This is a genomic window from Streptococcus sp. 27098_8_91 (assembly GCF_041432385.1).
Classification (GTDB): Bacteria; Bacillota; Bacilli; order Lactobacillales; family Streptococcaceae; genus Streptococcus.
Window position 1 is genome coordinate 162660 of the sequence record NZ_JAPVZN010000001.1, and the last position, 25952, is coordinate 188611.

General features: G+C 40.2%; 25 protein-coding genes and 1 pseudogene. 3 read left to right on the forward strand and 23 right to left on the reverse strand.

The annotated features are described in order from the left end of the window. Positions 1-48: 48 nt before the first annotated feature. From O3611_RS00740 to cdaA, 9 genes are all read right to left on the reverse strand, one after another. Positions 49-654, reverse strand: coding sequence for a hypothetical protein (locus O3611_RS00740; RefSeq protein ID WP_371607496.1), 606 nt, complete (start codon positions 652-654; stop codon positions 49-51). Next, complete coding sequence (locus tag O3611_RS00745) at positions 654-2522, reverse strand: ABC-F family ATP-binding cassette domain-containing protein (protein WP_371607497.1); 1869 nt, start codon at positions 2520-2522, stop codon at positions 654-656. The genes O3611_RS00740 and O3611_RS00745 overlap by 1 nt, the downstream gene beginning before the upstream one ends. Then, complete coding sequence (locus O3611_RS00750) at positions 2519-3718, reverse strand: CCA tRNA nucleotidyltransferase (protein ID WP_371607498.1); 1200 nt, start codon at positions 3716-3718, stop codon at positions 2519-2521. The genes O3611_RS00745 and O3611_RS00750 overlap by 4 nt, the downstream gene beginning before the upstream one ends. Then, entirely contained in the window at positions 3715-4482 is a 768-nt protein-coding gene (gene dapB / locus O3611_RS00755) for a 4-hydroxy-tetrahydrodipicolinate reductase (protein ID WP_371607499.1), read from the reverse strand. Before dapB ends, O3611_RS00750 begins: the two co-directional genes overlap by 4 nt. Positions 4483-4756: 274 nt before the next feature. Beyond that, positions 4757-5605 (reverse strand): DegV family protein, encoded by an 849-nt coding sequence (locus O3611_RS00760; RefSeq protein WP_371607500.1) that lies wholly within the window; start codon positions 5603-5605, stop codon positions 4757-4759. Positions 5606-5608: 3 nt separating this feature from the next. Beyond that, on the reverse strand, positions 5609-5983 hold the full coding sequence (locus O3611_RS00765) for a DUF1149 family protein (RefSeq protein ID WP_001050083.1): 375 nt from the start codon (positions 5981-5983) through the stop codon (positions 5609-5611). A gap of 71 nt (positions 5984-6054) precedes the next feature. Beyond that, the gene (gene glmM / locus O3611_RS00770) at positions 6055-7404 is read right to left on the reverse strand and encodes a phosphoglucosamine mutase (protein ID WP_371607501.1); all 1350 of its coding nucleotides are present in this window, start codon (positions 7402-7404) and stop codon (positions 6055-6057) included. 25 nt (positions 7405-7429) lie between these two features. Continuing rightward, complete coding sequence (locus tag O3611_RS00775; RefSeq protein WP_371607502.1) at positions 7430-8221, reverse strand: YbbR-like domain-containing protein; 792 nt, start codon at positions 8219-8221, stop codon at positions 7430-7432. Next, positions 8208-9065, reverse strand: a complete 858-nt coding sequence (gene cdaA, locus O3611_RS00780) for a diadenylate cyclase CdaA (protein WP_045763531.1) — start codon at positions 9063-9065, stop codon at positions 8208-8210. Before cdaA ends, O3611_RS00775 begins: the two co-directional genes overlap by 14 nt. 134 nt (positions 9066-9199) lie before the next feature. On the opposite strand from cdaA, the gene O3611_RS00785 reads away from it, so the two are divergent. Next, on the forward strand, positions 9200-10168 hold the full coding sequence (locus tag O3611_RS00785; RefSeq protein WP_371607503.1) for an NAD(P)/FAD-dependent oxidoreductase: 969 nt from the start codon (positions 9200-9202) through the stop codon (positions 10166-10168). Positions 10169-10200: 32 nt separating this feature from the next. Here O3611_RS00785 and whiA read toward each other — a convergent pair whose 3' ends face one another. From whiA to rlmD, 13 genes are all read right to left on the reverse strand, one after another. Next, entirely contained in the window at positions 10201-11112 is a 912-nt protein-coding gene (gene whiA, locus O3611_RS00790; protein WP_371607504.1) for a DNA-binding protein WhiA, read from the reverse strand. Continuing rightward, entirely contained in the window at positions 11109-12086 is a 978-nt protein-coding gene (locus tag O3611_RS00795; protein WP_049527543.1) for a YvcK family protein, read from the reverse strand. The genes whiA and O3611_RS00795 overlap by 4 nt, the downstream gene beginning before the upstream one ends. Further along, positions 12083-12973, reverse strand: coding sequence for an RNase adapter RapZ (gene rapZ / locus O3611_RS00800; RefSeq protein WP_261067721.1), 891 nt, complete (start codon positions 12971-12973; stop codon positions 12083-12085). Before rapZ ends, O3611_RS00795 begins: the two co-directional genes overlap by 4 nt. A gap of 51 nt (positions 12974-13024) precedes the next feature. After that, positions 13025-13405 carry a RidA family protein gene (locus O3611_RS00805; RefSeq protein ID WP_371607505.1) on the reverse strand — a complete coding sequence of 127 codons (381 nt, stop codon included), beginning with the start codon at positions 13403-13405 and terminating at the stop codon, positions 13025-13027. A gap of 9 nt (positions 13406-13414) precedes the next feature. Continuing rightward, positions 13415-14002, reverse strand: a complete 588-nt coding sequence (gene yihA / locus O3611_RS00810) for a ribosome biogenesis GTP-binding protein YihA/YsxC (RefSeq protein ID WP_371607506.1) — start codon at positions 14000-14002, stop codon at positions 13415-13417. Between the two features lie 8 nt (positions 14003-14010). Continuing rightward, the gene (gene clpX, locus O3611_RS00815; protein ID WP_006145154.1) at positions 14011-15243 is read right to left on the reverse strand and encodes an ATP-dependent Clp protease ATP-binding subunit ClpX; all 1233 of its coding nucleotides are present in this window, start codon (positions 15241-15243) and stop codon (positions 14011-14013) included. Between the two features lie 31 nt (positions 15244-15274). Next, a complete protein-coding gene (locus O3611_RS00820) occupies positions 15275-15445 on the reverse strand; it encodes a hypothetical protein (RefSeq protein ID WP_004252181.1) in 171 nt (56 codons plus the stop codon). After that, on the reverse strand, positions 15445-15951 hold the full coding sequence (locus tag O3611_RS00825) for a dihydrofolate reductase (RefSeq protein WP_371607507.1): 507 nt from the start codon (positions 15949-15951) through the stop codon (positions 15445-15447). The genes O3611_RS00820 and O3611_RS00825 overlap by 1 nt, the downstream gene beginning before the upstream one ends. Before the next feature lie 127 nt (positions 15952-16078). Then, positions 16079-16597 carry a DNA starvation/stationary phase protection protein gene (locus O3611_RS00830; RefSeq protein WP_371607508.1) on the reverse strand — a complete coding sequence of 173 codons (519 nt, stop codon included), beginning with the start codon at positions 16595-16597 and terminating at the stop codon, positions 16079-16081. Between the two features lie 149 nt (positions 16598-16746). After that, positions 16747-18528, reverse strand: a complete 1782-nt coding sequence (locus O3611_RS00835; protein ID WP_371607509.1) for an ABC transporter ATP-binding protein — start codon at positions 18526-18528, stop codon at positions 16747-16749. Between the two features lie 10 nt (positions 18529-18538). Then, on the reverse strand, positions 18539-20275 hold the full coding sequence (locus tag O3611_RS00840) for an ABC transporter ATP-binding protein (protein WP_371607510.1): 1737 nt from the start codon (positions 20273-20275) through the stop codon (positions 18539-18541). 124 nt (positions 20276-20399) lie between these two features. Further along, positions 20400-21158 (reverse strand): triose-phosphate isomerase, encoded by a 759-nt coding sequence (gene tpiA / locus O3611_RS00845; protein ID WP_371607511.1) that lies wholly within the window; start codon positions 21156-21158, stop codon positions 20400-20402. 116 nt (positions 21159-21274) lie between these two features. After that, on the reverse strand, positions 21275-22642 hold the full coding sequence (gene rlmD / locus O3611_RS00850) for a 23S rRNA (uracil(1939)-C(5))-methyltransferase RlmD (RefSeq protein ID WP_371607512.1): 1368 nt from the start codon (positions 22640-22642) through the stop codon (positions 21275-21277). Positions 22643-22679: 37 nt separating this feature from the next. On the opposite strand from rlmD, the gene recX reads away from it, so the two are divergent. Both recX and O3611_RS00860 read left to right on the forward strand, forming a co-directional pair. Further along, positions 22680-23456, forward strand: a complete 777-nt coding sequence (gene recX, locus O3611_RS00855; protein ID WP_371607513.1) for a recombination regulator RecX — start codon at positions 22680-22682, stop codon at positions 23454-23456. Between the two features lie 87 nt (positions 23457-23543). After that, a complete protein-coding gene (locus tag O3611_RS00860) occupies positions 23544-24077 on the forward strand; it encodes a DUF402 domain-containing protein (RefSeq protein ID WP_049504712.1) in 534 nt (177 codons plus the stop codon). On the opposite strand, the pseudogene O3611_RS00865 reads toward O3611_RS00860, so the two are convergent. After that, positions 24034-25561 (reverse strand): annotated as a pseudogene (locus O3611_RS00865) (IS1182 family transposase). The gene O3611_RS00860 and the pseudogene O3611_RS00865 sit on opposite strands and share 44 nt — an antisense overlap. Between the last annotated feature and the right edge of the window lie 391 nt (positions 25562-25952).

Genomic DNA, 25952 nt, shown 5'->3' on the forward strand with positions numbered 1-25952 from the left:
TGGAAACTGAGTCCAAGGCTTCTAATCTGATCTATAACTATTGCTAGCTTAATGAATTCTTGCCTTCTTTTTGCTTTTAGATTTTTGATTGCGTTGATGATTTTGTTCGATGCGCCACTCTCGCTCAAAGTAGGACATGGTTTCAAATACTCTTCGCGGTAAACCAACATCCAGCAAATAGATTGGGATTTTCAAAACGTTAGAATGTTTTGAACTTGTAAATCTACTTCGAAGACGATACCAGAAAAAGTTGGATTTTAAAACTTCCTTGTCATAAAACTGAACCTCAATCATATAAAAATCCCTCGAACTACTACCACCCTTAATTCTCACAAGTGAAAATGTTTCTACTTGTCCCCAAGAATAAAACTGACTTTCTTTTTTTGGATGAGGCTTATAGGAAAATCCTTGAGGCGTACATTTCAAATACTCTTTATCTGACAGAAGAATTTGAAAACGTTCATACAAGAGCCATCCAACAATGATGATTAAGAATAAGACAAAGAGTCTTAGTGCTACTAATTCAATAGCTGCTTCTTTGGGATTTGTCATCATAAAAGATAGGATCCAAAGAAGAAAAGCTAACTCAACTAAGCAGAGAACGATAGTCCAAATGATTTTCTTACTGCTCCATTTGATGATTTTCTCTTCCATTAAGCCAACTCACTTAAATATTCATAGCGTTCATATCTTTCCAGCAAGTCTTCATTTTTCTCGTCTAACTCTTTTTGAAGGGTAGCTAGTTTCCCAAAATCAGAGCCATTTGCCTGCATTTCTTCCTCTATAGAAGAGATGCGGTTTTCTAAGGCTTCGATGTCACCTTCAATACTTGCCCACTCCTGCTTTTCTTGGTAGGTCATCCGTTTCTTTTCTTCACGGACTTTAACGACTTTTTCCTTCTCAACTTTTTGACTTTGTGTTACTGCTTCTGCTTCAAAGGCCTTTTCATCTAGATAATCTGTATAATGGCCAAAGAAAGGACGGATGTCCCCGTCTTCAAAAGCAAGAATCTTAGTTGCTACCTTATCAAGGAAATAGCGGTCGTGACTAACTGTCAAGACTGGCCCTGCAAAACCTTGTAAAAAATTTTCTAGAACCGTTAAGGTCGCAATGTCTAGGTCATTTGTTGGTTCATCCAAGAGAAGTACATTGGGTTTTTCAAGGAGAAGTTTAAGGAGGTACAGACGCTTCTTCTCTCCACCTGACAGCTTCTCAATCAAGGTGCCGTGCGTTGAGCGTGGGAAGAGAAATTGTTCTAGTAACTCAGCGATTGAAGTCGTAGTACCACCGCTAGTCTTAACCTCTTCTGCCACTTCTTGCAAGTAATTGATAACTCGCTTACTTTCATCCAATCCTTCGATTTGTTGCGAGAAATAGGCAATGCGTACTGTTTCACCGATGATAACTTGTCCTTCAGTCGCTTCAAGTCTTCCTGCAATAAGGTTAAGAAGGGTTGACTTCCCAACACCATTGTCCCCGACGATTCCGATACGGTCTTTGGCTTGTACCAAAAGATTAAAATGTTTCAGAATCGGTTTATCGTCATAGGCAAAGGAAACATCCTTAAACTCGATAACTTTTTTACCGATACGGCTGGTTTCAAAATTCATGCTCAAGTCTGTCTCAGCTGTAGTTCCTGAGACTTCTTTTTTCAGATCATGGAAACGATTGATCCGAGCTTGTTGCTTGGTTGCACGAGCCTGTGGTTGTCTGCGCATCCAGGCCAATTCTTGCTTATAGAGTTGTTCCTTTTTGTGAAGAAGAGCTGCATCGCGCTCATCCTGTTCAGCCTTGAGGCGAACATAGTCTTGGTAATTTCCTTGATATTCGGTCAAACCAGCTCGGTCTAACTCGAAAATTCTCGTCGAAAGCGCATCTAGGAAATAACGATCGTGGGTGATAAAGAGAACCGTTTTCTTGGAATTTTTCAAAAAGAGGGTCAGCCATTCAATGGTGGCAATATCCAAGTGGTTGGTTGGTTCATCCAAAAGCAAAAGATCGTGATTTCCTAACAGCACTTGGGCCAACTGAACCCGTCTTCGCAAACCACCTGACAGGGCTCCAACGGGAGTTGATAAATCCTGAATTCCCAGCTTGCTGAGAACGGTCTTGACCTGACTCTCAATTTCCCAAGCTTGGAGAGAGTCCATTTCTGCCATGACCCGTTCCAAACGCGCCTGCTTATCCTCACTGTAGTTGAGCATGAGCAATTCATACTCACGGATCAACTGGATTTCTTTCAAATCGCTCGATAGAACAGTATCCAAGACAGTCTTGCTGTCATCAAAATCTGGATTCTGAGTCAAATAACCAATCTTGTAATCGTTTTTTGCCGAAAAAGGGCTTACGTCACCATCAAAACCAGAGATTCCCGAAAGGACATCCAAAAGAGTTGTTTTCCCAGTTCCGTTGACACCAATGAGACCAATGCGATCCAAGTCATGGATGATAAAGGAAATATCCTTAAAGACAGTCTTGTCTCCAACGGATTTACTTAGTTTTTCAACAATAAAATCACTCATTTTTTCTCCCTCAAGTAGGCATGAATAGCTTCCAAATTATTTTCCAAATCTCCATCTACAATAGCATACTCAATCTCTGCTAAAATTTCTCCCATTTCTGGTCCTGGTTGATAGCCATATTCTTTGATCAAAATCCCACCATTGATTTGAATTTCTTTTTTATCATGGATGGTTAAGCTGTGGTAAGTCTCTTCGATAGCCTGTGGATTGACTTCTTTTCCTTGAGCCTGACGAAGATTTTCAGCCTGTAAAAGCAAATCTAGATCAAAACGGTAACAAGCACGTTTACCTAGTTCCCCTTCTTCTCGGAGAGCCAAAATAGACAGCAAATCCTGTACCTGCTTGGCAAATTGGCGTGAAGTCTTCCAATGTTTCAAAAACTTTTGAGCATCTTCCACTTCTAAAACCCATAAAAGTGCTGCCCAAGCTTGCTCAGAAGATTCAAAAGTAAAATCTTTTTCTAAATCAAACAAAGATTGGAGGTTCTCCTGACTACCAGCCATATCCGGAAGATAATCATAAGCTTTACTTGCAATCATAGAAGATAAACCTACTCGCCAATGAGGAGCCAGTAGAAGTTTATCAAATTCAACAAAAGTACGCTCCACAGAGATTTTTTCTAGGAGTGGCGTCAAATCTTTCATAGCCTCAAAGGTTTCTTGCTCGAGTTCAAAACCAAGACTAGCTTGAAAACGAAATCCACGCATAATGCGTAGGGCATCTTCGTTGAAACGCTCACTAGCTACACCAACTGCTCGTAAAACTTGATTTTCTAAATCTCTCAAACCATCGAACAAATCAATGATTTCGCCCATCTCATCCAAGGCAAAGGCATTGACTGTGAAATCACGGCGTTTGAGGTCCTCTTCTAACGAACGAACAAAAGAAACTGAACTTGGTCTACGGTAGTCTACATAGACATCCTCAGTTCTAAAAGTGGTTACTTCGTACTCTTCATCTCCGTCTAAAACCAAAACTGTTCCGTGCTCAATGCCAATGTCAGCTGTCCGTGGAAAAATCTGTTTTGTTTCTTCTGGATAAGAAGAAGTCGCGATATCCACATCATGGATGGGACGATTTAGTAGAGCATCCCTAACAGAGCCTCCAACAAAATAGGCTTCATAGCCTGCTTCTTTAATTTTTTCTAATACTGGTAAAGCCTTCTGAAATTCAGAAGGCATTTGTGTTAATCTCATAATAAGTGTTCTAATCCATAGACAAGCTCATGACGCTTGACAACTTCTTTAATTCCCAAATTCACTCCTGTCATGAAGGAGCTACGATCATAGGAGTCATGACGTAGGGTCAATCCTTCTCCCTGATTTCCAAATATAACTTCCTGATGAGCTACCAATCCTGGCAAACGGACTGAGTGGATTCGCATACCATCAAAGTTAGCACCACGTGCACCTGCAATGAGTTCTTCCTCATCACTAGCACCTTGTTGGATAGACTCACGAACTTCTGCCATCAATTCTGCTGTTTTGATAGCTGTTCCGCTAGGTGCATCTTTTTTCTTGTCATGGTGAAGCTCAATAATCTCTACATTTGGGAAGTATTTAGCTGCCTGTGCTGCAAATTGCATGAGTAAGACAGCACCCAAGGCAAAGTTAGGAGCAATCAAGCCACCCAAGTCTTGTGAACGAGAAAAATCTTCTAATTCTTCGATTTCCTGACTAGTAAAGCCTGTTGTACCAACCACTGGAGCAAAGCCATTTTCAAGAGCAAAACGTGTATTCTCATAGGCAACAGCTGGCGTTGTAAAGTCAACCCATACATCTGCCTCAAAGCCTTCTAAGGCAGCCTTATCATTAAATACAGGAATTCCCTGCCAGTCAGATGCAGACTCAAAAGGATCTAAAACCGCTACCAGTTCAAGTTCAGGATCAGACAAAACCATCTGACAAGCAGCCTGACCCATCTTGCCCTTAAAACCTGCTATAATTACGTCAATACTCATCTTTACTCCTATCTAAGATACAAAGGACCTTAGTTGCCCATGAAAAATAGGGAATGGCGCTGACTTTCCACGAAAGGCAAGACAGGCATCTTTTTTCAAGAGGCAGATAGTCCGTGTTCAATTTTAAGATACAAAGCCTGTAAGAACAAAAAGTGAAAATAGGAGGTCTAAGCAAGGAGTATCTAGTCCTTGGAAGAACTATCTTTTTTCACACTGGGTGCCAGGCGTGTTCAATTTTAAGATACAAAGGACCTTAGCTGCCCCTAAAAATAGTCTAAATTATAGGTGTATAGCCCAAAGCAATACTTCCTTCTCCCAAGTGAGTCCCAATAACACTACCGAAGGTTGCAATTGAAACATCTGTAGCCACTCCACCATCGATCAAAAGCTGGCGCAAATCTGCTGCTTTTTGAGGAGCATTCCCGTGAATGACAGTAATCTGGTAATTCCCAATAGCTGTTGCTTCTTTAACAATTTCAACCAAGCGTTTGGTAGCCTTTTTCTCTGTACGAACCTTTTCATATACTTCTATCACACCTTGGTCATTGAAGTATAGGATTGGCTTGATACTAAGGAGATTCCCCAAAATAGCCGCACCATTAGAGAGTCGTCCCCCCTTAACTAGATGGTCAAGATCATCCACCATAATAAAGGCTGAGGTATTTTCAATCTGTTCAGTTACTTTATTTAAGATAGACTCGAAACCATCTCCCTGTTCTGCCCATTTAAAGACACTTTCAACCATATAGCCTAAAGGAGCACTTGTAATTCGAGTATCTGGAAAAGCAATGGTCAAACCTTCAAACTCATCCTTCATATATTGGATATTTTGGTAAAATCCTGAAATTCCAGAAGATAGGAAAAGGCCCAAGGCATGTGTATAGCCTTTAGCTTTTAATGATGATAAAATTTCATCTAACTTGGCAATACTTGGTTGGCTCGTTTTTGGCAATTCGCTTGCTGAAGCCATTTTTTCATAAAATTCTTGAGCGGTTAGATTTACACCTTCAACATACTCCTGTCCATCGATATTCACAGGAATGTCTAGCACAAATAAATCTTCTTTCCGCAAGGTTTCCGCTTGTAGAAAAGCAGATGAGTCTGTTATGACCGCTAATTTCATTTCTTAAAACTCCAAATTAATTCCCGGTAAATCAAGGGCAATTTCTGTTACTTCGTAAGTCAAACGATTAAGCATATCCAAACATGGACGAGCTAGTGTCTCAACTTCTTCTTGGTTGAAATCACTTGGTTGGTCGACAATACGACCTTCAACATGATTGACTTGAGAAATCGTTCCACTAATGACAAATCTATCAAAGACAATCATAAAGCTCAAAACAACTACCAAAGAAGTAACTTGATTATCTTGATCATGCTGAAGCAACTGGAAGTTTACATCAACCTTAGTTTCAGGTGCTCCATTTTCATTTTCCCATTCAAAGTTACGCGCATCAAAGTGATACTGGCTGACAAATTCTTGTTCACGTTTTAAATTCATTTTCATCTCCATTTGTACAATTACAATATAGTTGCCATTGTACCATATTTTTTTATTTTCTGCTAGATTTACTAAATACCAATCTCAGTTTTAACAACTTCAGCAATAGTGTCTACATAGTAGTCTACTTCCTCAGTGGTTGGGGCTTCAGCCATGACACGCAAGAGTGGCTCCGTTCCACTTGGGCGAACGAGGATGCGACCATTACCTGCCATTTCTGCTTCCATCTTCTCAATAATAGCCTTGATAGCTGGCACTTCCATGGCTTTTTCTTTCATGGCATTTTCCACACGAATATTGACTAATTTTTGTGGGTAAATGGTCACTTCTGAGGCCAATTGAGACAAACTCTTACCTGTTTCTTGCATGATTTTCGTCAATTGCACAGCTGATAGTTGCCCATCACCAGTAGTATTATAGTCCATCAAGATAATGTGACCTGACTGCTCACCACCGAGATTGTAGCCAGATTTTCTCATTTCTTCAACGACATAGCGGTCTCCAACAGCAGTAACTGCTTTATTGATTCCTTCACGATCCAAGGCCTTATGGAAACCAAGGTTGGACATAACTGTTGTCACAATCGTATTTTGAGCCAACTGACCTTTTTCAGAAAGGTATTTACCAATAATGTACATAATCTTGTCACCATCGACAATTTCGCCATTTTCATCAACTGCAATCAAACGGTCGCTATCACCATCAAAGGCTAAACCAATGGCAGATTGACTTTCTTTTACAAGTTCTTGCAAAGCTTCTGGATGAGTTGAACCAACGTTCAAGTTGATGTTCAAACCATCTGGAGTTTCTCCAATGACTGTTAATTGAGCACCTAGGTCTGCAAAAATTTGACGAGCACTTGTTGCAGCTGCTCCGTTAGCAGTGTCCAAGGCAACCTTCATCCCTTCAAGAGGAGTTCCAGTTGAAACGAGGTAGGCTTCATATTTACGCAAACCTTCTGGGTAGTCTACAACCGTACCTAAGCCCTCTGCACTTGGACGTGGAAGAGTATCTTCACTTGCATCAAGCAAGGCTTCGATTTCTGCTTCTTTGTCATCGTCTAATTTAAAGCCGTCACCACCAAAGAATTTAATTCCGTTATCAAGGGCTGGGTTATGACTTGCTGAAATCATAACACCTGCGCTTGCACCTTCAGTTTTAACAAGATAAGCTACTGCTGGTGTTGCAAGAACACCTAGTTTATAAACGTGAATTCCGACTGAAAGGAGACCAGCAATCAAAGCCGCTTCTAGCATTTGACCTGAGATACGAGTGTCACGTCCTACAAAAACTTTTGGTGCTTCAGTCGTATGTTGACTGAGAACATAACCTCCAAAACGTCCCAATTTAAAAGCTAATTCTGGCGTAAGTTCTACGTTTGCTTCTCCACGGACTCCATCCGTTCCAAAATATTTACCCATTTTTTTATCCTTTTCTATTGTTTTATTAATCTTTTTTTGAAGAGTCTGACTTGGTTTCAGAACTAGTTGAAGACGAACTGCCCAAAGATGAGCTTGTCGTTGCTGAGCTAGAACTACTTGCTGATCGAGCTTGTTTCGTTGTTATCTTCATGGTTGTTTCATACGGTGTAATCACCGTTGGTAAAACTGTTCCATTCTTATCAATAGCTTGTAGAGGAACTGAACCCGTATAATTTCCTGTAATTTTTTCACTAGTTGGTAAAACAGCCACAATCTTATCAATCTTGGATAAGGTATCAGCATCACTAGTAACCGAAACGCGTTCATCTGAAACAGTCACACTATCGATGAGAATTCGTTCATCAACCTTACCAGAGTCAATCTGTGGAGTGACTGGTAAATTATCCCTTGTTGCTTTCTTCCCAATTTTAACGGTGATTTTCTGCGGTGTTGCTAGGGCTGTTAAACCGCTCGGTAGATTCTCAATGGTCAAGGGAACCTCAACGGTTCCTTCTGTCGCTTGTGTTAAATCTGCAGTAACCTTAAATTTACGAGTGCTTTCTTGCATCTCACTAGCCAAGGTTACTCGATTGGATCCAGTCAAAAATACTGTAACTTCTGAACTAAAACCGCTAATAAAATACTGCTCACTATCGTACTGAATATCAATCGGTACATTTACGACCGTATTGGTATAGGTTTCTGTTCGAGCCGGTCTTGCATTATTATTATTTTGATAATTTATAGAGGTAGCGTAGATAAATAAAACGCAAGCAAAGAGGAGTGAAGAGATGATATATAAACTATTTTTTTTCATTCTTCCATCCTCCTAATATACGCTCTGTTAAGCTTGGCTCTTGTGAATTTTCCGGAATCAGTATACGACGTAGTTCTTCCTCAAACTCCTCCATCGTTAAATCATGCTTAAAGACACCATTATAGGTAATGGAAATACCTCCAGTTTCCTCTGATACCACAAAAGTGAGAGCATCAGAAACCTCAGATAAACCAATGGCTGCACGGTGTCGCGTTCCAAACTCCTTAGAAATACCAGTGTCTTCAGTAAGTGGAAGATAAGCAGATGTTACAGCTATTCGATCACCTTTTATAATGACTGCACCATCATGTAAAGGTGTGTTTGGAATGAAGATATTGATTAAGAGTTCTGCAGAAATCTTAGCATCTAAAGGAATCCCCGTGGAAATATATTCCTGCAAGGTTCTGACACGCTGAACTGATACAAGTGCTCCAATTTTTCGCGGGCTCATATATTCAACTGCTTTAACAAAGGCCTGAATCATCTGTTCTTCTGAGCTCATTGGTGTACTTGAAAAGAAATCAGTCGCACGTCCTAATCGCTCTAAACCTGTCCGAATTTCTGGAGAGAAAATAACAACCGCTGCGATAACACCGTAAGTAATCAATTGATTGATCAACCAGGAAATAGTTGTTAAGCCTAGGGTATTTGCTGCTATCTGAGCTAAGATAAACACTAAAACACCTCGAACCAGGATCATAATCTTGGTTCCTGCAATTGATTTTGTAAATTGGTATAAGATATAGGCAACGATAAGAATATCAATCACATTTATCAGAATACTCCAAGGACTGGAAAACAAACTAGACCAGTATTGAAGATTAGATAATTGCTGAAAATTCATTCTAGGCCTCCTCTCCATAAAAAAGCTACTCTTTATTATATCATTTTCTATGAAAATTTTCTTCCCCCTACTTCATTTTAAATTGGTAGAAAATATGATAAAATTAAATGATAGAAATGAATTAAGGAGAAACCATGTCTGAACTATATGATATTACCATTGTAGGAGGTGGACCTGTCGGTCTTTTCGCAGCCTTTTATGCTCACCTTCGTCAAGCCAAAGTACAAATCATTGATTCTCTTCCTCAACTAGGTGGTCAACCTGCCATCCTATATCCTGAAAAACAAATTCTCGATGTTCCAGGTTTTCCAAACCTCACAGGGGAAGAATTGACTAACCGCCTTTTGGAACAACTTGAAGGGTTTGAGACACCTGTTCACCTCAATGAAACTGTTCTTGAGATTGAAAAAGAGGATGGTGTTTTTAAGATTACAACTAATAAGGGAAATCATACTTCTAAAACCGTTATTATTGCTATGGGTGGTGGTGCTTTTAAACCACGTCCACTCGAATTAGAAGGTGTTGAAGGCTATGACAATATCCACTACCACGTTTCTAACATTCAACAATATGCTGGTCAGAAGGTAACCATTCTGGGTGGTGGTGACTCAGCCGTTGACTGGGCTTTAGCTTTTGAAAAGATTGCTCCAACTACACTTGTTCACCGTCGCGATAACTTCCGTGCACTTGAGCATAGCGTCCGAGCCTTGCAAGAGTCTTCTGTAACTATCAAAACACCATTTGTGCCGAGTCAACTTCTTGGTGACGGCCAAACTCTTGACAAGCTTGAAATCACAAAAGTCAAATCCGATGAAACCGAAACCATTGAATTGGACCACCTCTTTGTCAACTATGGCTTTAAATCTTCTGTAGGTAATCTTAAAAACTGGGGATTAGAACTGAACCGTCACAAGATTATCGTCAATAGCAAGCAAGAGTCAAGCCAGCCTGGAATTTACGCTATTGGTGACTGCTGCTACTATGAGGGTAAGATTGACTTGATTGCAACAGGTCTTGGGGAAGCACCAACTGCTGTCAACAATGCCATTAACTACATTGACCCAGAACAAAAAGTTCAACCAAAACACTCAACAAGTTTATAAGAAAAGAACCACGAATCATCCGATTCGTGGTTTTACAGTTCCTCTGCGATTTTGTTGATCTTTCTCAGGCGATGATTGACACCACTTTTGGTGAGAGGATTTGTCAGACTATCTGCCAACTTTTGAATAGAATAGTCTGGATGCTGGATACGCAGACGGGCAACTTCCTGCAAGTCTGCTGGCAAATTATCCAAGCCAATTCTATCTTTGATTTTACTGATATTGTTGATGGTTTTCATACTCGCTGAAACCGTACGAGCGATATTTGCTGTCTCCGCATTATTAGCACGATTGAGATCATTCCGAGTTTCACGTAAGATTTTGATGCCTTCGAAAGTATCACGCGCCTGCATGGCTCCAATAACTATGAGAAAGTCCATGATATCCTCAGCACGCTGAAGATAGGTCACTGCACCTTTTTTTCGTTCGATAACCTTGGCATCTAACAAGAACTGCTGCAAGAGCGAAGCAATCCCTTGGGCATGGTCCACATAGACGGAACTTATTTCTAACTGATACTTGCCTGACTCAGGATCCCGAATACTCCCATTTGCCAAAAAAGCTCCACAAAGGTAAGAACGTCCAGCTTCCTCATCTCCTAAAATCTCTGGATCAATCCCAGTCTCCAAGCCAAAGAAAGAATCAGCCAAACGCAAATCTGCTAAAAGTTCTTGGACTCGCTCATCCGTAAATACAGTATACACGCGATTTTTCCGTAGATTACTTCTCTGGTGGTGACGAATCTCCGACTTGATACCATAGAAGTGTAAGAATGATTCATAGAGATGACGAGCCAACTTAGCGTTTTCTGTAATGACGGACAAGGTCAAACCAGAACTAGATAAGCCAATACTACCAGACATCTTGATAATAGCTGACAATTCATGACGACTCAGGTAATGCTGACTTAAAATTTCTTCTTTTACTGCTACTGTAAAACTCATTTTCTCACCTGTATGATTCGCATGAGCTCATCTACGATTAAATCACCATCGTGAAAGGCTCCGCCATTTTCCAAACGTAGGAAGTTGGATGAAATGACACGGGGGACTTGCTTACGTAAGCCTTCAAAATCATGCTCAACCTGAACTAGATACTCATCGAAACGGTTGGTGTCCATATAGTCTCTTGGAACCTTTTCGATATTAACAAGTACGGTATCAATAAAGGGGCGACCAAGATGACGATGCAAGACTTCCACATGATCACTATCTGTAAAATGCTCAGTCTCACCACGTTGGGTCATGATATTGCAAACATAAGCCACCTCTGCTTTGGTTTCAAGAAGGGCTTGTCCAATCTCTTCAATGACAATATTCGGCAAAATGGAGGTAAAGAGTGAACCAGGCCCTAAGACAATCATATCACTCTCAAGAATTGTATTAACAACTCGGCGACTTGCTTGGGGTTTCTCATCATTCAGGGTATTGGTGACATAAACATGGTCAATCATGCCTGGATGGTCTGCAATGTGACTTTCCCCAGCTACTTCTGAACCATCTTTAAAGACTGCATGGAGTGTCAAAGGATGATCACTAGATGGATAAATCTTTCCAGTCGTATGGAAAAACTTACTCAGCAATTGCATGGCGTTATAGGTTGAACCCTGCATTTCAGAAAGCCCTGCTATGAGAATATTCCCTAGCGGATGTCCAGCAAAGGCACCTGCATCTTCCGAGAAGCGGTATTGAAAAACCTTTTCATAGAACTTTGGCATATCTGACATGGCAACAAGCACATTGCGTAAATCTCCAGGTGGTGTCAACTGCTGCATATTTTTACGCAGTTCACCTGAAGAACCTCCATCATCAGCAACAGTTACAATGGCTGCAATGTCAACATCTCTTTCCCGCAAACTTTTTAAAATAACAGGGATCCCAGTACCTCCACCAATCACCGTTATCTTTGGTTTTCTCATGAACGGTTTACCGTTTCCTTTCTTCGGTCTTTGTCACGATGCCCTTCATTAACAGGCCAATTCTTGGATAAGTCCTGCGCCAAGCGTTTGGCAAAAGCCACACTACGGTGTTGACCACCCGTACAACCCATGGCAATGGTCAAAACAGACTTCCCTTCCTTTTGGTAACTTGGCAAAATCGGCTCAATCAAGGCCAACAAATGTTGATAAAAGTCTTCTGACTCAGGATGGTTCATGACATAATCATAAACAGGTTCATCCACACCCGTTTGGTTTCTCAGTTCTGGAAGGTAATATGGATTTGGCAAGAAACGAACATCAAATACCAAGTCAGCATCAATAGGAATGCCATATTTAAACCCGAAAGACATAACCTCAATACGGAAGGACTGAGCCTGTTCTTGATCTGAAAACTGCTCTGCAATGGTCTTACGGAGTTCACGAGGAGTTAACTCTGTTGTGTCAACCACGTTTTGACTCATATTTTTCAAGGGTGCTAAGAGTTCGCGTTCCAACTTAATCCCGTCCAAGATACGACCATCTGCTGCTAGAGGGTGACTTCTTCTAGTCTCCTTGTAGCGTGCCACCAATTCCTTATCGGCTGCATCCAAAAAGAGGATTTTAAAGTCCAAATCATCTTGGTTTTCCAATTCATCCAAGACAGCCTGAATCTCTGAGAAGAAAGAACGACTACGCATATCAACCACTAGGGCCAACTTGTGGTCATCATCCTTGGTCTCGACCAACTGTAAAAATTTTGGTAAGAGGGCAGGTGGCATATTATCAATGGTAAAATATCCTAAATCCTCAAAGGATTGAATAGCTACAGTTTTTCCTGCACCACTCATCCCTGTCACAATCACCAGGTGAAGTTGTTTCTTTGTCATCATTGTCTCCTTATATCAAAAGAAGTTTGGAAGAACCAAACTTCAACTCGCTTATCCAATCTCTGCGATGACTTCAATTTCGACTTTTACATCGCGAGGAAGACGAGCTACTTCTACAGCTGAACGAGCTGGAAATTCCTTGTTAAAGGCTGTTTGGTATACATCATTGAAAGGTACGAAGTCGTTCATATCACTCAAGAAACAAGTTGTTTTAACAACATGGTCAAAATCTGTTCCCGCTTCTGCCAAAATAGCTCCAATGTTTTTCAAAACTTGTTCAGTCTGTTCTTGAATCGTTTCTCCTACGATTTCTCCAGTTTCAGGAGATAGAGGAACTTGACCGCTAGCAAACAAAAGGTTGCCAACGATTTTTCCTTGAACGTAAGGTCCGATTGCCTTTGGAGCTTTATCTGTATGAATTGTTTTTGCCATTTGTATTCCTCACAATTTTTCTAAAATAGCATCCCAAGCTTGATCCATTCCTGCTTTTGTTACGGATGAAAAGAGGATAAAATCATCGCTTGAATCAAAGTTTAATTTCTTTTTAATAGCTGATTCGTGCTTGTTCCATTTACCACGCGGAATCTTGTCTGCCTTTGTCGCTACAATGATGACAGGAATCTCATAATACTTAAGAAATTCGTACATCTGTACATCATCAGCCGTCGGATCATGTCGAAGGTCTACAAGACTGACAACTGCTCTAAGATTTTCTCGAGTAGTTAAATATTCCTCAATCATACGACCCCATTTTTCGCGTTCCTTTTTGGAAACACGGGCGTAACCATAACCAGGCACATCAACAAAACGCATCTTATCATCAATGTTAAAGAAATTGAGTAGTTGTGTTTTTCCAGGTTTTCCTGAAGTACGAGCCAGATTCTTACGATTAAGCATGGTGTTGATAAAGCTTGACTTCCCAACATTTGAGCGACCTGCAAGAGCAATCTCAGGAAGTTCATCCTGCGGATAGTGGGACTTGTTGGCTGCACTCAGCAAAATCTCAGCATTGTGTGTATTGATTTCCATAGTCACCTCTAGGCTGTCTCTAGGATTGGCTTAGCTGTTCCGTCAACTGCTTCTTTTGTGATACGAACTGTTTTCACATTTTCTTGACTTGGAACCTCAAACATAACATCTAGCATAGTTTCTTCGATGATTGAGCGAAGACCACGCGCACCTGTTTTACGTTCGATGGCTTTGTTTGCAATTTCCTGGAGTGCTTCGTCGTCAAATTCTAACTCAACATCATCATAAGAAAGCAAGGTCTGGTATTGTTTGACCAAGGCATTTCTTGGTTCCTTCAAGATGCGAACCAAATCATCCACAGTCAACTGCTCCAAGGCTGCAAAGACAGGCAATCGTCCAATCAACTCAGGAATAATACCGAATTTTTGAATATCTTCTGCAATGATTTCTTGCATGTAAGAGCTGTTTTCGTCAATAGCCTTGTTGTTTTGTCCAAAGCCGATAACTTTTTCACCAAGACGCTGTTTGACTATTTCTTCGATACCATCGAAGGCTCCACCCACAATAAAGAGGATGTTTTTTGTATCCACTTGAATCATCTCTTGTTGAGGATGTTTACGTCCGCCTTGAGGTGGTACACTAGCTACAGTTCCTTCGATAATCTTGAGAAGGGCTTGTTGCACCCCTTCACCAGAAACATCACGTGTGATAGACACGTTCTCGCTCTTCTTAGCAATCTTGTCGATTTCGTCTACGTAGATAATTCCACGTTCTGCACGTTCGATATTAAAATCAGCTGCTTGCAAAAGTTTGAGAAGGATATTTTCCACGTCCTCACCCACATAACCAGCCTCAGTAAGGGCTGTTGCATCTGCAATAGCAAATGGTACATTCAAACTTCTAGCAAGTGTTTGAGCAAGGAAAGTCTTCCCTGAACCAGTTGGACCAATCATCAAAATGTTTGATTTTTGCAAATCCACATCTTCTGACTCTTCACGAGTGTCATGGAAATTGATGCGTTTGTAGTGGTTATATACAGCTACTGCCAAGGCACGTTTGGCACGATCTTGACCGATCACATAGTGGTTCAAGATGTTTAAGAGTTCGATTGGTTTTGGTACTTCAGACAAGTCTGCCAAGACTTCCTCAGCCAACTCCTCACGAATAATCTCCTGAGCCAACTCCACACATTCATTACAGATAAAGGCGTTGTTCCCAGCGATTATTTTTTTTACTTCTTCTTGGCTTTTGCCACAAAATGAGCAATAAACCATCATATCATTTTTCCTATTTGTAGGCATGATTCCCTTCCGTTCTAAATGATTTTTCTATCTAAAATAAGGTCATATAAAAAGCATGAATGCTATTCACCAAGTTTGTAAAAGCATTAAGCCAAAGCAGAGTAGCAAGTCCATAGCGCTTTTTACGAAAAGCGTGTGATCCAGCCACAAGACAGACAGCACACAAAAGAGCTGTAAAGAATCCAAAAATACTGCGCTCCATTAGACTTCCTTTCTCTTTCTATATTCGATGGTAAAATCATAGGCATTTTTCTCATCCTTGGTATAAGATTTACTTGCAACGGTCTCAAAAGCAGTCAAATCAAAATCCTCTGGGAAATAGGTATCTCCCTCAACTTGAGCATGAATTTGCGTCACGATAATCTCATCCAGATAAGGTTCAAACAGCTGAAAAATCTGCTTGCCACCAATGATATAGAGATTCTTAGCCTGATGATGATACCAGTCTAAAACATCCTCAACATTTTGGAAAACCAGTGCTCCTTCAATTGACTCTTCAGGATTGCGCGTCAAAATCAAGGTTTCACGTCCAGGCAACAAACGTCTGCCCATTCCATCAAAGGTTACACGACCCATTAAAATGGCATGATTCAAGGTTGTTTCTTTAAAATGTTTTAACTCTGCTGGCAAATGCCAAGGTAAACGATTCTCTTTCCCAATTACACCCTTTTCATCTTGAGCCCAAATGGCTACGATTTTCTTTGTCATGCTTTCATCCTTTTCATTGATAGTTCTATTTTATCAAAAATCTTCAAAAAAGACTGTTTTGGAATGCCCTCCTGAATAGAAAAAATCCGTAGAAAACTTCTACGGATTTTTAGAAAAATACAGTATCTTACAAACCAGGTGTTTGTCCTAATTCTGCTGCAAGCATCCAGACTGTTTTTTCAAGATCTGCCTTAGCACCAACGAAGATATCATTGGTTACATCATCACCTTCTTCATCAGTTACATCCAAAGCTCTTTGGAAAAGAGTGATGAGGTAACGATAAATTTCAAGAACACGCTCCAAGCTTTCTTCAACGTTACGGAATTCTCCTTCTTCTTCTTCGATTTCACTGTGTTGAAGGAACTCTGTCAGAGTAGAGTATGGTTTGCCACCAAGTGTAATCAAGCGTTCGCTGATTTCATCAAGGTAACCATCTAGGCTATCCATGTATTCATCCATCTTAGGATGCCATACTTGGAAACCACGACCACGCATGTACCAGTGTACTTGATGAAGAGCGATATGTGCTACATACAAGTCTGCTACTGATTGATTCAAAACTTCCTTTGTATTTACTAGCGCTTCTGCCGCTGGTTTAGATAATGTTGTTACATCTTTTAATGCATCTTTTTTCAATTCTACCATTTTTCTCACCTCATAATATTATTTTTGCAACCATATTTATTGATTACTATCCCAGTATACTACACCTAGTAGACAAAAGCAAGAAAATTAACCCATATTAAAAAAGTTCTAATTGACTGATAATTTAAGAAAATGAGTGGCTATTTATCCTAGCTATTTTCACTGTTTTTACTAGAAAATTGACTTTGATAAAGGTCATAATAGAATCCTTTTGCAGCTAAGAGACTTTCATGATTTCCTTGTTCGATAATCTGTCCATCTTTCAGCACCAAAATCTTATCAGCTTCCTGAATAGTAGAAAGTCGATGGGCAATAACAAAGCTTGTTCTTCCCTTCATCAAACGCTTCATAGCTTTTTGAATCAAAAGCTCTAAGCGTGTATCGACTGATGATGTCGCTTCATCAAGGATTAGAATTTTTGGATCTGCCAAGAGGGCACGCGCAATGGTTAACAACTGCTTCTGACCAAGAGAAATATTACTTGACTCTTGGTTCATTTCCATATTGTAGCCACCAGGAAGGGTGCGGATAAAGTGGTCAACATTGGCCGCCTTAGCAGCTTCAACGATTTCTTCATCTGTTGCCTCAAGATTTCCAAAGCGAAGATTTTCCTTGATACTGCCTTCATAGAGCCAGGCATCCTGTAAGACCATCCCAAACTGACGACGGTAGTCCTGACGAGACAGGTCACGAATATCTTGCCCATCCACTAAAATGGCACCAGCTGTCACATCGTAAAAACGCATGAGCAGGTTGATCAAGGTAGTTTTACCTGCTCCAGTAGGTCCAACGATTGCTACCATCTCTCCAGGTTCAACATCTAGGTTGAAATTGCGAATCAATGGTTTGTTTTCTACATATTGGAAATCAACATTCTTAAAGCTAACTTGCCCAGTCACTGGTGCCAGTTCTTTTACTTTACCAGTTTGAACTTCTTCCTGTTCATCCAAAACTTCAAAGACGCGGTCAAGCGAAGATTTAGCACTTTGCATTTGTCCCGCTAATTGAGTGATATTTTGGATCGGTTGACTGACTTGCCATACATACTGAACGAAAGCCTGCATATTACCGATGGTTAAGCGGCCTGCAATAACCTGCAAACCACCTAATACAGCAACAATTAAGTAAGTTAAATCAGACACGATATGAAGGGCAGGCATCATCAAACCTGAAATAAAGCTAGCCTTGAATCCAACTTGTTGCAATTCATCCGTAATCTTTTCAAATCTCTCTTGAGAGTTCTCTTCACGACCAAAAAGTTTGAGGACATTGAAACCTGTCAAGTTTTCCTGTACAAATCCATTCATACGTCCTAGAATGGCTGCCTGCTGTTTAAAGTATGGCTGCGAACGATTCAGAATTGTTTTAGCCCCAAAATAAGTTATCGGAATCGACAAGATAACAATGATAGCCAACTGAAGATTTAGATAGAGGACCATTCCCATAACAAAAAGAATGGTAAAGACTGCATTGACAATCTGTAAGAAGGATTGTTGAAGAGCATTGGAAACAGTTTCAACGTCACTGGTAAAACGACCTAGTAAATCCCCAAACTGGTGCTTATCAAAGTAGGACACAGGGATGCGGTTGATTTTTTCGCTCATCTCATTTCGCAGATCCTGTATCATGGACTGCACAGCATTGGTCATAAAGTAATTAGAGTAATAAGAACCTAATTCGTAGAGAAGCCCACGCAATAGATAAATCACTAGAATTACTGCGATATAGCTGGTATTGATACCCGCTCCTGCAACACCATTAGCCATGGCAAGGAGGTTGCTGGTTAATTCTGTGATGGCAAGCCCCAATACGAAAGGCTCGATAACACTCATAATGACGCTGACTATTTTCAAGAAGACTGCAAAGAAAACAGAGAATCGGTAGGCTTTTAAATAGCTCCATAGACGAGCTAGACTAGATTGTTGTTTCATCCCTTACCTCCTATTCTTCTGTTAGAGACGCATTTTTCAGCTGCGACTCAGCAATTTCTCGATAGATGTCATTGGTTTCCATCAATTCCTCATGACGGCCACGACCAACGATTTCACCCTTATCAAGGACGATAATCTGGTCAGCATCCATAATGGTTCCAACACGTTGAGCGACAATCAATACTGTAGCATCTTGAGTCACTTCCTTGAGACGACGGCGTAAGATAGCATCTGTACGGTAGTCCAAGGCTGAGAAAGAATCATCAAAGATGTAGATGTCTGGCCCCTTGATGACTGCGCGGGCAATCGACAAGCGTTGCTTTTGACCACCTGATAGATTGCTTCCCCCTTCAGCTAGATGCGTTGCAAAACCTTCTTCTCGACTTTCGATAAAGTCTTTGGCTTGGGCTACATCAGCTGCTTGGTGCAAGTCCTCATGACTGGCGTCCTCTTTTCCGTAACGGAGATTATCTGCGATAGTCCCTGTAAAGAGCAAGGCTTTTTGTGGAATAAATCCAATTTTCTGGCGGAGTGATTTGAGATGGTAATCCCGGACATCAACACCATCGACCTTAATTTTCCCCAGTGTAACATCATAAAAACGAGGAATCAATTGAACCAGAGTAGACTTACCTGAACCAGTTGAGCCGATAAAGGCAATGGTTTCTCCCGGTTTAGCAGTAAAGGAAATATTATGCAAAACAGGGCTTTCTGTTTCCCCTGGATAGGCAAAGGTCACATTATCAAATTCTAAATAACCATGAGTTTCTGTTTCTTGAATTCCATCCTCGTTTGGATCAATGGAAATTGGCATATCCATGATTTCCTTCAAACGCTCGCTAGATACGGCCGTTCTAGGGTACATTGTAAAGAGGTTTGACAAGAAAAGGAAGGACAAGAGAGCATGGAAACTATACTCGATGAAGGCCACCAAATCCCCAATCTGTAAACTTCCCTGTTTGAGAGGATCCAAAGCAAACCAAACGATAGCTACAATCATAGCGATAATGATTTGCACAAATAGTGGTTCCGTCAAACCAGTTAATTTGAACAAGCGATTGGAATTATCCGCATAGATTGCATTTTTCTCTTCGAAACGTTTTTCTTGGAAGTCTTCACGAGCAAAGGCACGAATCACTCGTAGCCCCATCAAATTTTCACGGACATACTGGTTAATCTTGTCCAGTGTTTTCTGTTGTTTTTCAGATAAAGGACGCGTTTTGACCGCCACATAAAGGACTACTACAGCTAGAAAAGGAACGGAAAAAGCGACAATCCAGGCTAGTGAAGGACTCGTCAAGAAAATCATGAGAATACTCGACAACATCATCATGGGAGTGATAACACCCAACTTAAGCGTTTGTTCCGCAAACTGCATGAGGACAAAGGCATCACTGGTAATACGAGTAACTAGTGAAGATACACCGATTTGTTCATATTCGTGATGAGAATACTCTTGTAATTTAGCATAGACATCATTTCGCATGTCCTTAACCATATTAGTGGTCAATTTACTAGCCGCATAAGCCAGAACAACCCGTCCAAATGTTCCCAAGACGATAATAACCAACATGATTACGGCCCAAAAATAGAGTTTATCCTGATCACCTTGGTTGATTCCCTGGTCAATCATGCGGGCCAAAACTGTTGGTAAACCTAGATTGACAATGACAAAGAAAATTGCCCCGAGAAAGTCTAACACTAGCCACTTGGGATAACGTTTGAGATAAGACCAAATATAAAGCATAATTCTCCTTTCTTTTTCATTCAAAATGCAGAAAAGAGCGTGCTTACGCACGCCTTTTTACTAAAAAGAAGACAGGCAGTCTTAACCTCGAGAGAGGGAACTGTCTGTCTCAGATATTTGATGCTTATTTTACAAAGTCAAGCAATGCCAAGAAGCTTTCTGGATCAAGTGATGCACCACCTACAAGAGCTCCGTCAACGTCTGGACAAGCCATGTATTCAGCAACGTTTTCAGGTTTAACTGAACCACCGTATTGAACACGTACTTTGTCAGCTACTTCTTGACCGAAATCAGCAGCTACAACGTCACGAACAACTTTACACATTTTTTGTGCGTCGTCTTGTGAAGCTGATTTACCAGTACCGATAGCCCAGATTGGCTCATAAGCGATAACTGATGAAGCTACTTGTTCTGCAGTCAATCCAGCAAGAGCAGCTGAAACTTGAGCACCTACGAATTCTGCTGCTTTTCCTGCTTCGTAAGTTTCAAGTGACTCACCACAACAGATGATTGGAAGCATACCGTTAGCAAAGATTGCTTTTGCTTTTTTGTTGATGTCTTCATCTGTTTCGTGGAAGTAGTCACGGCGTTCTGAGTGACCGATAACAACGTAGTCAGTACCGATTTCTTTCAAAACTTGTGGGCTAGTTTCACCTGTGAAAGCACCTGCTTTTTCAAAGTAGCAGTTTTGAGCAGCAACTTTAAGGTTTGAACCTTTAGCTGCAGCAAGTACAGTTGTCAAGTCAAGTGCAGGAACTGCGATACCAGCTTCAACAAGATCAGCTGAAGGAAGTTTTGATGCTACTGCTTCAACAAATGCTTTTGCTTCTTCTGGGTTTTTGTTCATTTTCCAGTTACCAGCGATAAATGGTTTACGTGACATTTCACATACCTCTTTTTTCATTTTATTTTCTATTATTTTATCATATTTATAGATAGCTTGCAAATCTTACTCTGTAACTAGAAGCCTTATTTTCAAAAACTTTCCAGTTGCCGTTTTTATCTGGAAGCTGGCTTTCTCCTAGTTAATTTGACCACTGCTTCTGTTCTAGCCGTGTGTGGAAACATATCAACGGACTGGATATAATGCAGGTCATAAACCTCTAGCAAACGGACTAAATCACGCGCCAAAGTAGACACATTACAGGATACATAAACCATCTTTTCAGGAGCGTATTTGACAATGGTATCCAAGAGCTTGTCATCTAAACCGGTACGAGGCGGGTCTACAATCAAGGCATCGGCACGATAGCCTTCCTTGTACCATCTAGGGATAATCTCTTCTGCTGTACCTGCCTCATAGTATGTATTGCTATACCCCATGCGCTGGGCATTTTCTTTGGCATCCTCAATAGCTTCTGGAATAATATCCATCCCTCTCAGACTTTTGACTTTTTTGGCAAAGGCAAAACCAATGGTTCCAACACCACAATAGGCATCAATCAGATGGTCATTCTCACTTACATCCAAGGCCTTAACGGCTTCACTATAGAGAATTTCTGTCTGTTCAGGATTGAGTTGGTAAAAAGCTCTTGGTGAAAGAGAAAATTCATAGTTTAGAACACCTTCGCGTATACTATCTTGACCCCAAATAATCTCAGTTTTGTCCCCATAAATCTCACTAGTTTTAGCAGTATTGGTATTGACTGCGACAGTCACTACTTCAGGATAATCCTTGACTAAATCTTTCACAAATTGAGTCAAATTCAATTGGCGATTGGTGACGATAATGATTTGAACTTGCCCAGTTTTCCGTGCTCGACGAACCATGATAGTCCGAACTCCAAGAATTTTACGTTCATCTGTAATCGGAATTTGATGATAAGTCAAGAGTTCAGCAATGCGATTGGCAATCGCTTGTGTCTCCTTGTCTTGAACAAGACAGTCCTTTAACTCGACTAAATAATGGGAATTCTGAGCATACAAACCTGCCTTGACTTGACCTTTAAACTTTCGCGTTTGGAATTGCAGTTTAGCCCGATAATACTTAGGTTTCTGCATGCCAATAGTTGGTCTAATTTCAAAATTTTCGTAGCCTGCAGGTGCAAATTTTTTCAGAGCTTGATGGAGGAGATCTGTCTTGAACTCCAACTGCTTGTCATAATGTAGGTGCATAATCTGACAGCCACCACACTCATTATAGATAGTACAGTCTGGGACTACTCGAAACTTGGATTTTTTATTGACCTCAAGCAGTTTAGCCTCAACGTAGTTGCGCTTGACAGAAGTAACCTGACAATAGATATCTTCTCCCTTGAGGGCACCTGGAACAAAAACGAGGGTTTTCTGAAAAAAACCAATTCCTTCCCCGTTAATCCCCATGCGCTTGATTTTTAATGGAATTTTTTGTTTGACTTTTAGATTCATATCCCTATCTTATCACAAATTGCGCTATAATAGAAACATGAAAATCACAAAACTTGAAAAGAAAAAAAGACTCTATCTGCTCGAACTTGATAGCGACCAAACCTGCTACATTACAGAGGATACCATTGTTCGCTTTATGTTAACAAAAGGGAAAGAGATCTCAGCTGAGGAACTAACTGAGATTAAATCCTTTGCGCAATTTTCCTACAGTAAAAATCTAGCTCTCTACCACTTATCCTTCAAGGCCCGTACTGAAAAAGAAGTTAGAGATTATCTTGCCAAACATGAAATTGATAAGAAAATCATTCCCCAAGTCATTCAGTCTCTAAAGGACGACAACTGGATCAATGACCGCCAATATGCACAAGCTATCATCAATTCCAATCAGCTTTCAGGGGATAAGGGAAGCTATATGCTGATGCAGAAGATTTCTCAAAAAGGAGTTGCTAAGGCCGTTATCCAAGACGTCTTACAAGAATTTGATATGACGGAAGTCGCAGAGCGCACAGCTAAAAAACTATTGAAAAAATACCAGGAGAAATTACCTGCCCGTGCTATACAGGATAAGATTATCCAAGGCCTAACCAATAAAGGATTTTCCTATACAGAAGCCAAGTCTGCCTTTGATCAACTAGATAACCAGGTCGATGAAGAAACTATTCAGGAGCTAATTTTTAAAGAGTTGGATAAGCAATACCCCAAATACTCACGAAAGTATGAAGGATACGAACTCAAGCAACGTTTGACCCAAGTTTTAGCTAGAAAAGGTTACGATTTTTCGGACATAGCAAGCGCTCTCAGAGATTATCTGTAACTTTTTCATGAAAAAATAGCGTTTTTAAGCAAATTTATGGTACAATAGTAAACGATAAACTTATAAATTGTAGAAAGTTGGTTAGTTATGAAACTTCCAAAAGAAGGCGACTTTATTACAATTCAAAGTTATAAGCATGATGGGAGTCTTCACCGCACTTGGCGAGACACCATGGTACTAAAAACAACAGAGAACGCTATTATCGGCGTCAATGACCATACACTCGTTACCGAGAGTGATGGTCGTCGTTGGGTGACTAGAGAACCGGCTATTGTTTACTTTCACAAGAAATATTGGTTTAATATTATCGCTATGATTCGGGATAATGGTATCTCCTACTACTGCAATATGGCAAGTCCTTACTATCTAGACGAAGAAGCTTTAAAGTACATTGACTATGATTTGGATGTTAAAGTTTTTACAGATGGTGAGAAACGCCTCTTGGACGTTGAGGAGTATGAACGACACAAGCGAAAAATGAAGTATTCTTCTGACTTAGACTATATTTTGAAAGAGCATGTCAAGATTCTTGTTGATTGGATCAACAATGAACGTGGCCCCTTCTCAGAAGCCTATGTCAACATTTGGTACAAACGCTACGTAGAACTAAAGAATCGGTAAAGTTGTCAGAGGTCAGGATTAAAATCCTGACCTCAGAACGAAGACAAACGTCATTGTTGGCGTTTGTCTTTTTGTATTTTCCAAAATAGTTTGTCTCATCATCTACTAATCTATCCAAAAATTTGAATTTGAGAAAAATAAAAAGGGATATTCTCTATCCATTTCACCAGTTTTTTGATATTTAAACACGCCAAAGTAAGCCCAACCTGATCCTCCATTTTGGACTTTCCTTTCTCTCTAGTGTATCTCAAATTATGGTACTCCTTAGCCGTCCCAAAGAGCCGTTCAATTGTTTCTTTGCGCTTCTTATAGAGCTCTTTCATTTCTCTTTGGTGACGAATCTCCTCACAAAATTCAAGGGCATCTTTCCAGACATGTCTCGTTACTACTTTTTGATGATTTTGGCTTTGGGTACAAACGGATAATAAAGGACAGGCAACACATACTTTGGGATTACTCTTATACTCACGGTAGCCTTCTCGAGTGGTTGTGCGATAGCTTAATACTTGATTCTCTGGACAAATATAAGAGTCATGACTTGCATCATAAACAAAATTACTAGGTCTTAAGTTCCCCTTTACTCCCTTTGGACGAGTATAAGGAAAGACAGGGATGATGTTACGTTCTAATAAATAATGGGCAATAGTTGGGGTCTTGTAGCCTGAATCCGCAATAATATAGCGTGGAGAGAAAGGTTCTAACTTTGAAAATAGGGCAGGGAAAGCCTGGCTATCATGAACATTTCCTGCTTCAACCGTATAAGCTAAGGCCCATCCATGCTTATCGCAAGCCACTTGGGCAGAATAGGCAAATACTTCCTTGTGTTCGCCCTTATGGAACCAACCACATTCGGGATCTGTCGTTGAGATTTTCTTTTCCTTAGCCTCACTTTCTTTTGCGGGCTTTAAGGACTTTTTTTCGTGTTTTTTCCGATCTAAATCAATCTCAATTTCCAATTGTTCACTCATAAACTTAGCTTGTTGGTTCACCATTTCCTTACGATACTTGTGACTATTAGCCGCTGCTTTGATATGGGTACCATCCACAAATATTTCAGAAGGATCAATTAAGCCAGCATACAAAGCTTGGTTGAGAACTTGGGAAAAAATCTCAGAAATGAGTTCTTTATCTTGAAAACGACGACTGTAATTTTTCCCATAGGTAGTAAAATGAGGAACCTTATCATCTAAAGTTAGTCCGAGAAACCAACGATAGGCCACGTTTACTTCAATCTCTTTCATGGTTTGGCGCATGGAACGAATGCCATAAAAACATTTGATTAAAGGAATTTTGACTAACATGACGGGATCAAGACTAGGACGACCGTTATTTGGACTATAGGTATCTTCTACCAAATCATAAATAAAGTCAAAGTCAACCTTGGAATCTACTTGTCGAAGAAAGTGATCTTTAGGGACCAATTCGTCTATTGTATAGAAACCATATTGCTTACGATTATAATCAGGTTTTTCTTTGTGAAACATAGGGATTACCTCACAACTCTTCTTACCTCTATTATACGACTTTACACAAAGAAAAGCCCTTAGAAACTTGAGTTCTAAGGACTTTGTCTTCAATCTGAGGTCAGGATTAAAATCCTGACCTTGTTTTTTTGGTTGTGTAAAATATGTTGTGTAAACACAAAAAAGGAATAAAACCGCTATAGTAGAGTTGCAATACATTACTAGAAAGAGATTTATGCAGAATTCACGTGATATACAAAACAAATAGATATACTGATATTTTTTAATTTCTTTGTTCTTGTAAGTTAAGAACAATCTTCTATCGTTTAATACAAAAAATACGAAGATAATCGGTATAAAAAATACAAATCACCTTCGTATCAAAATATTTAGTATTGTCTTTCTACATAGC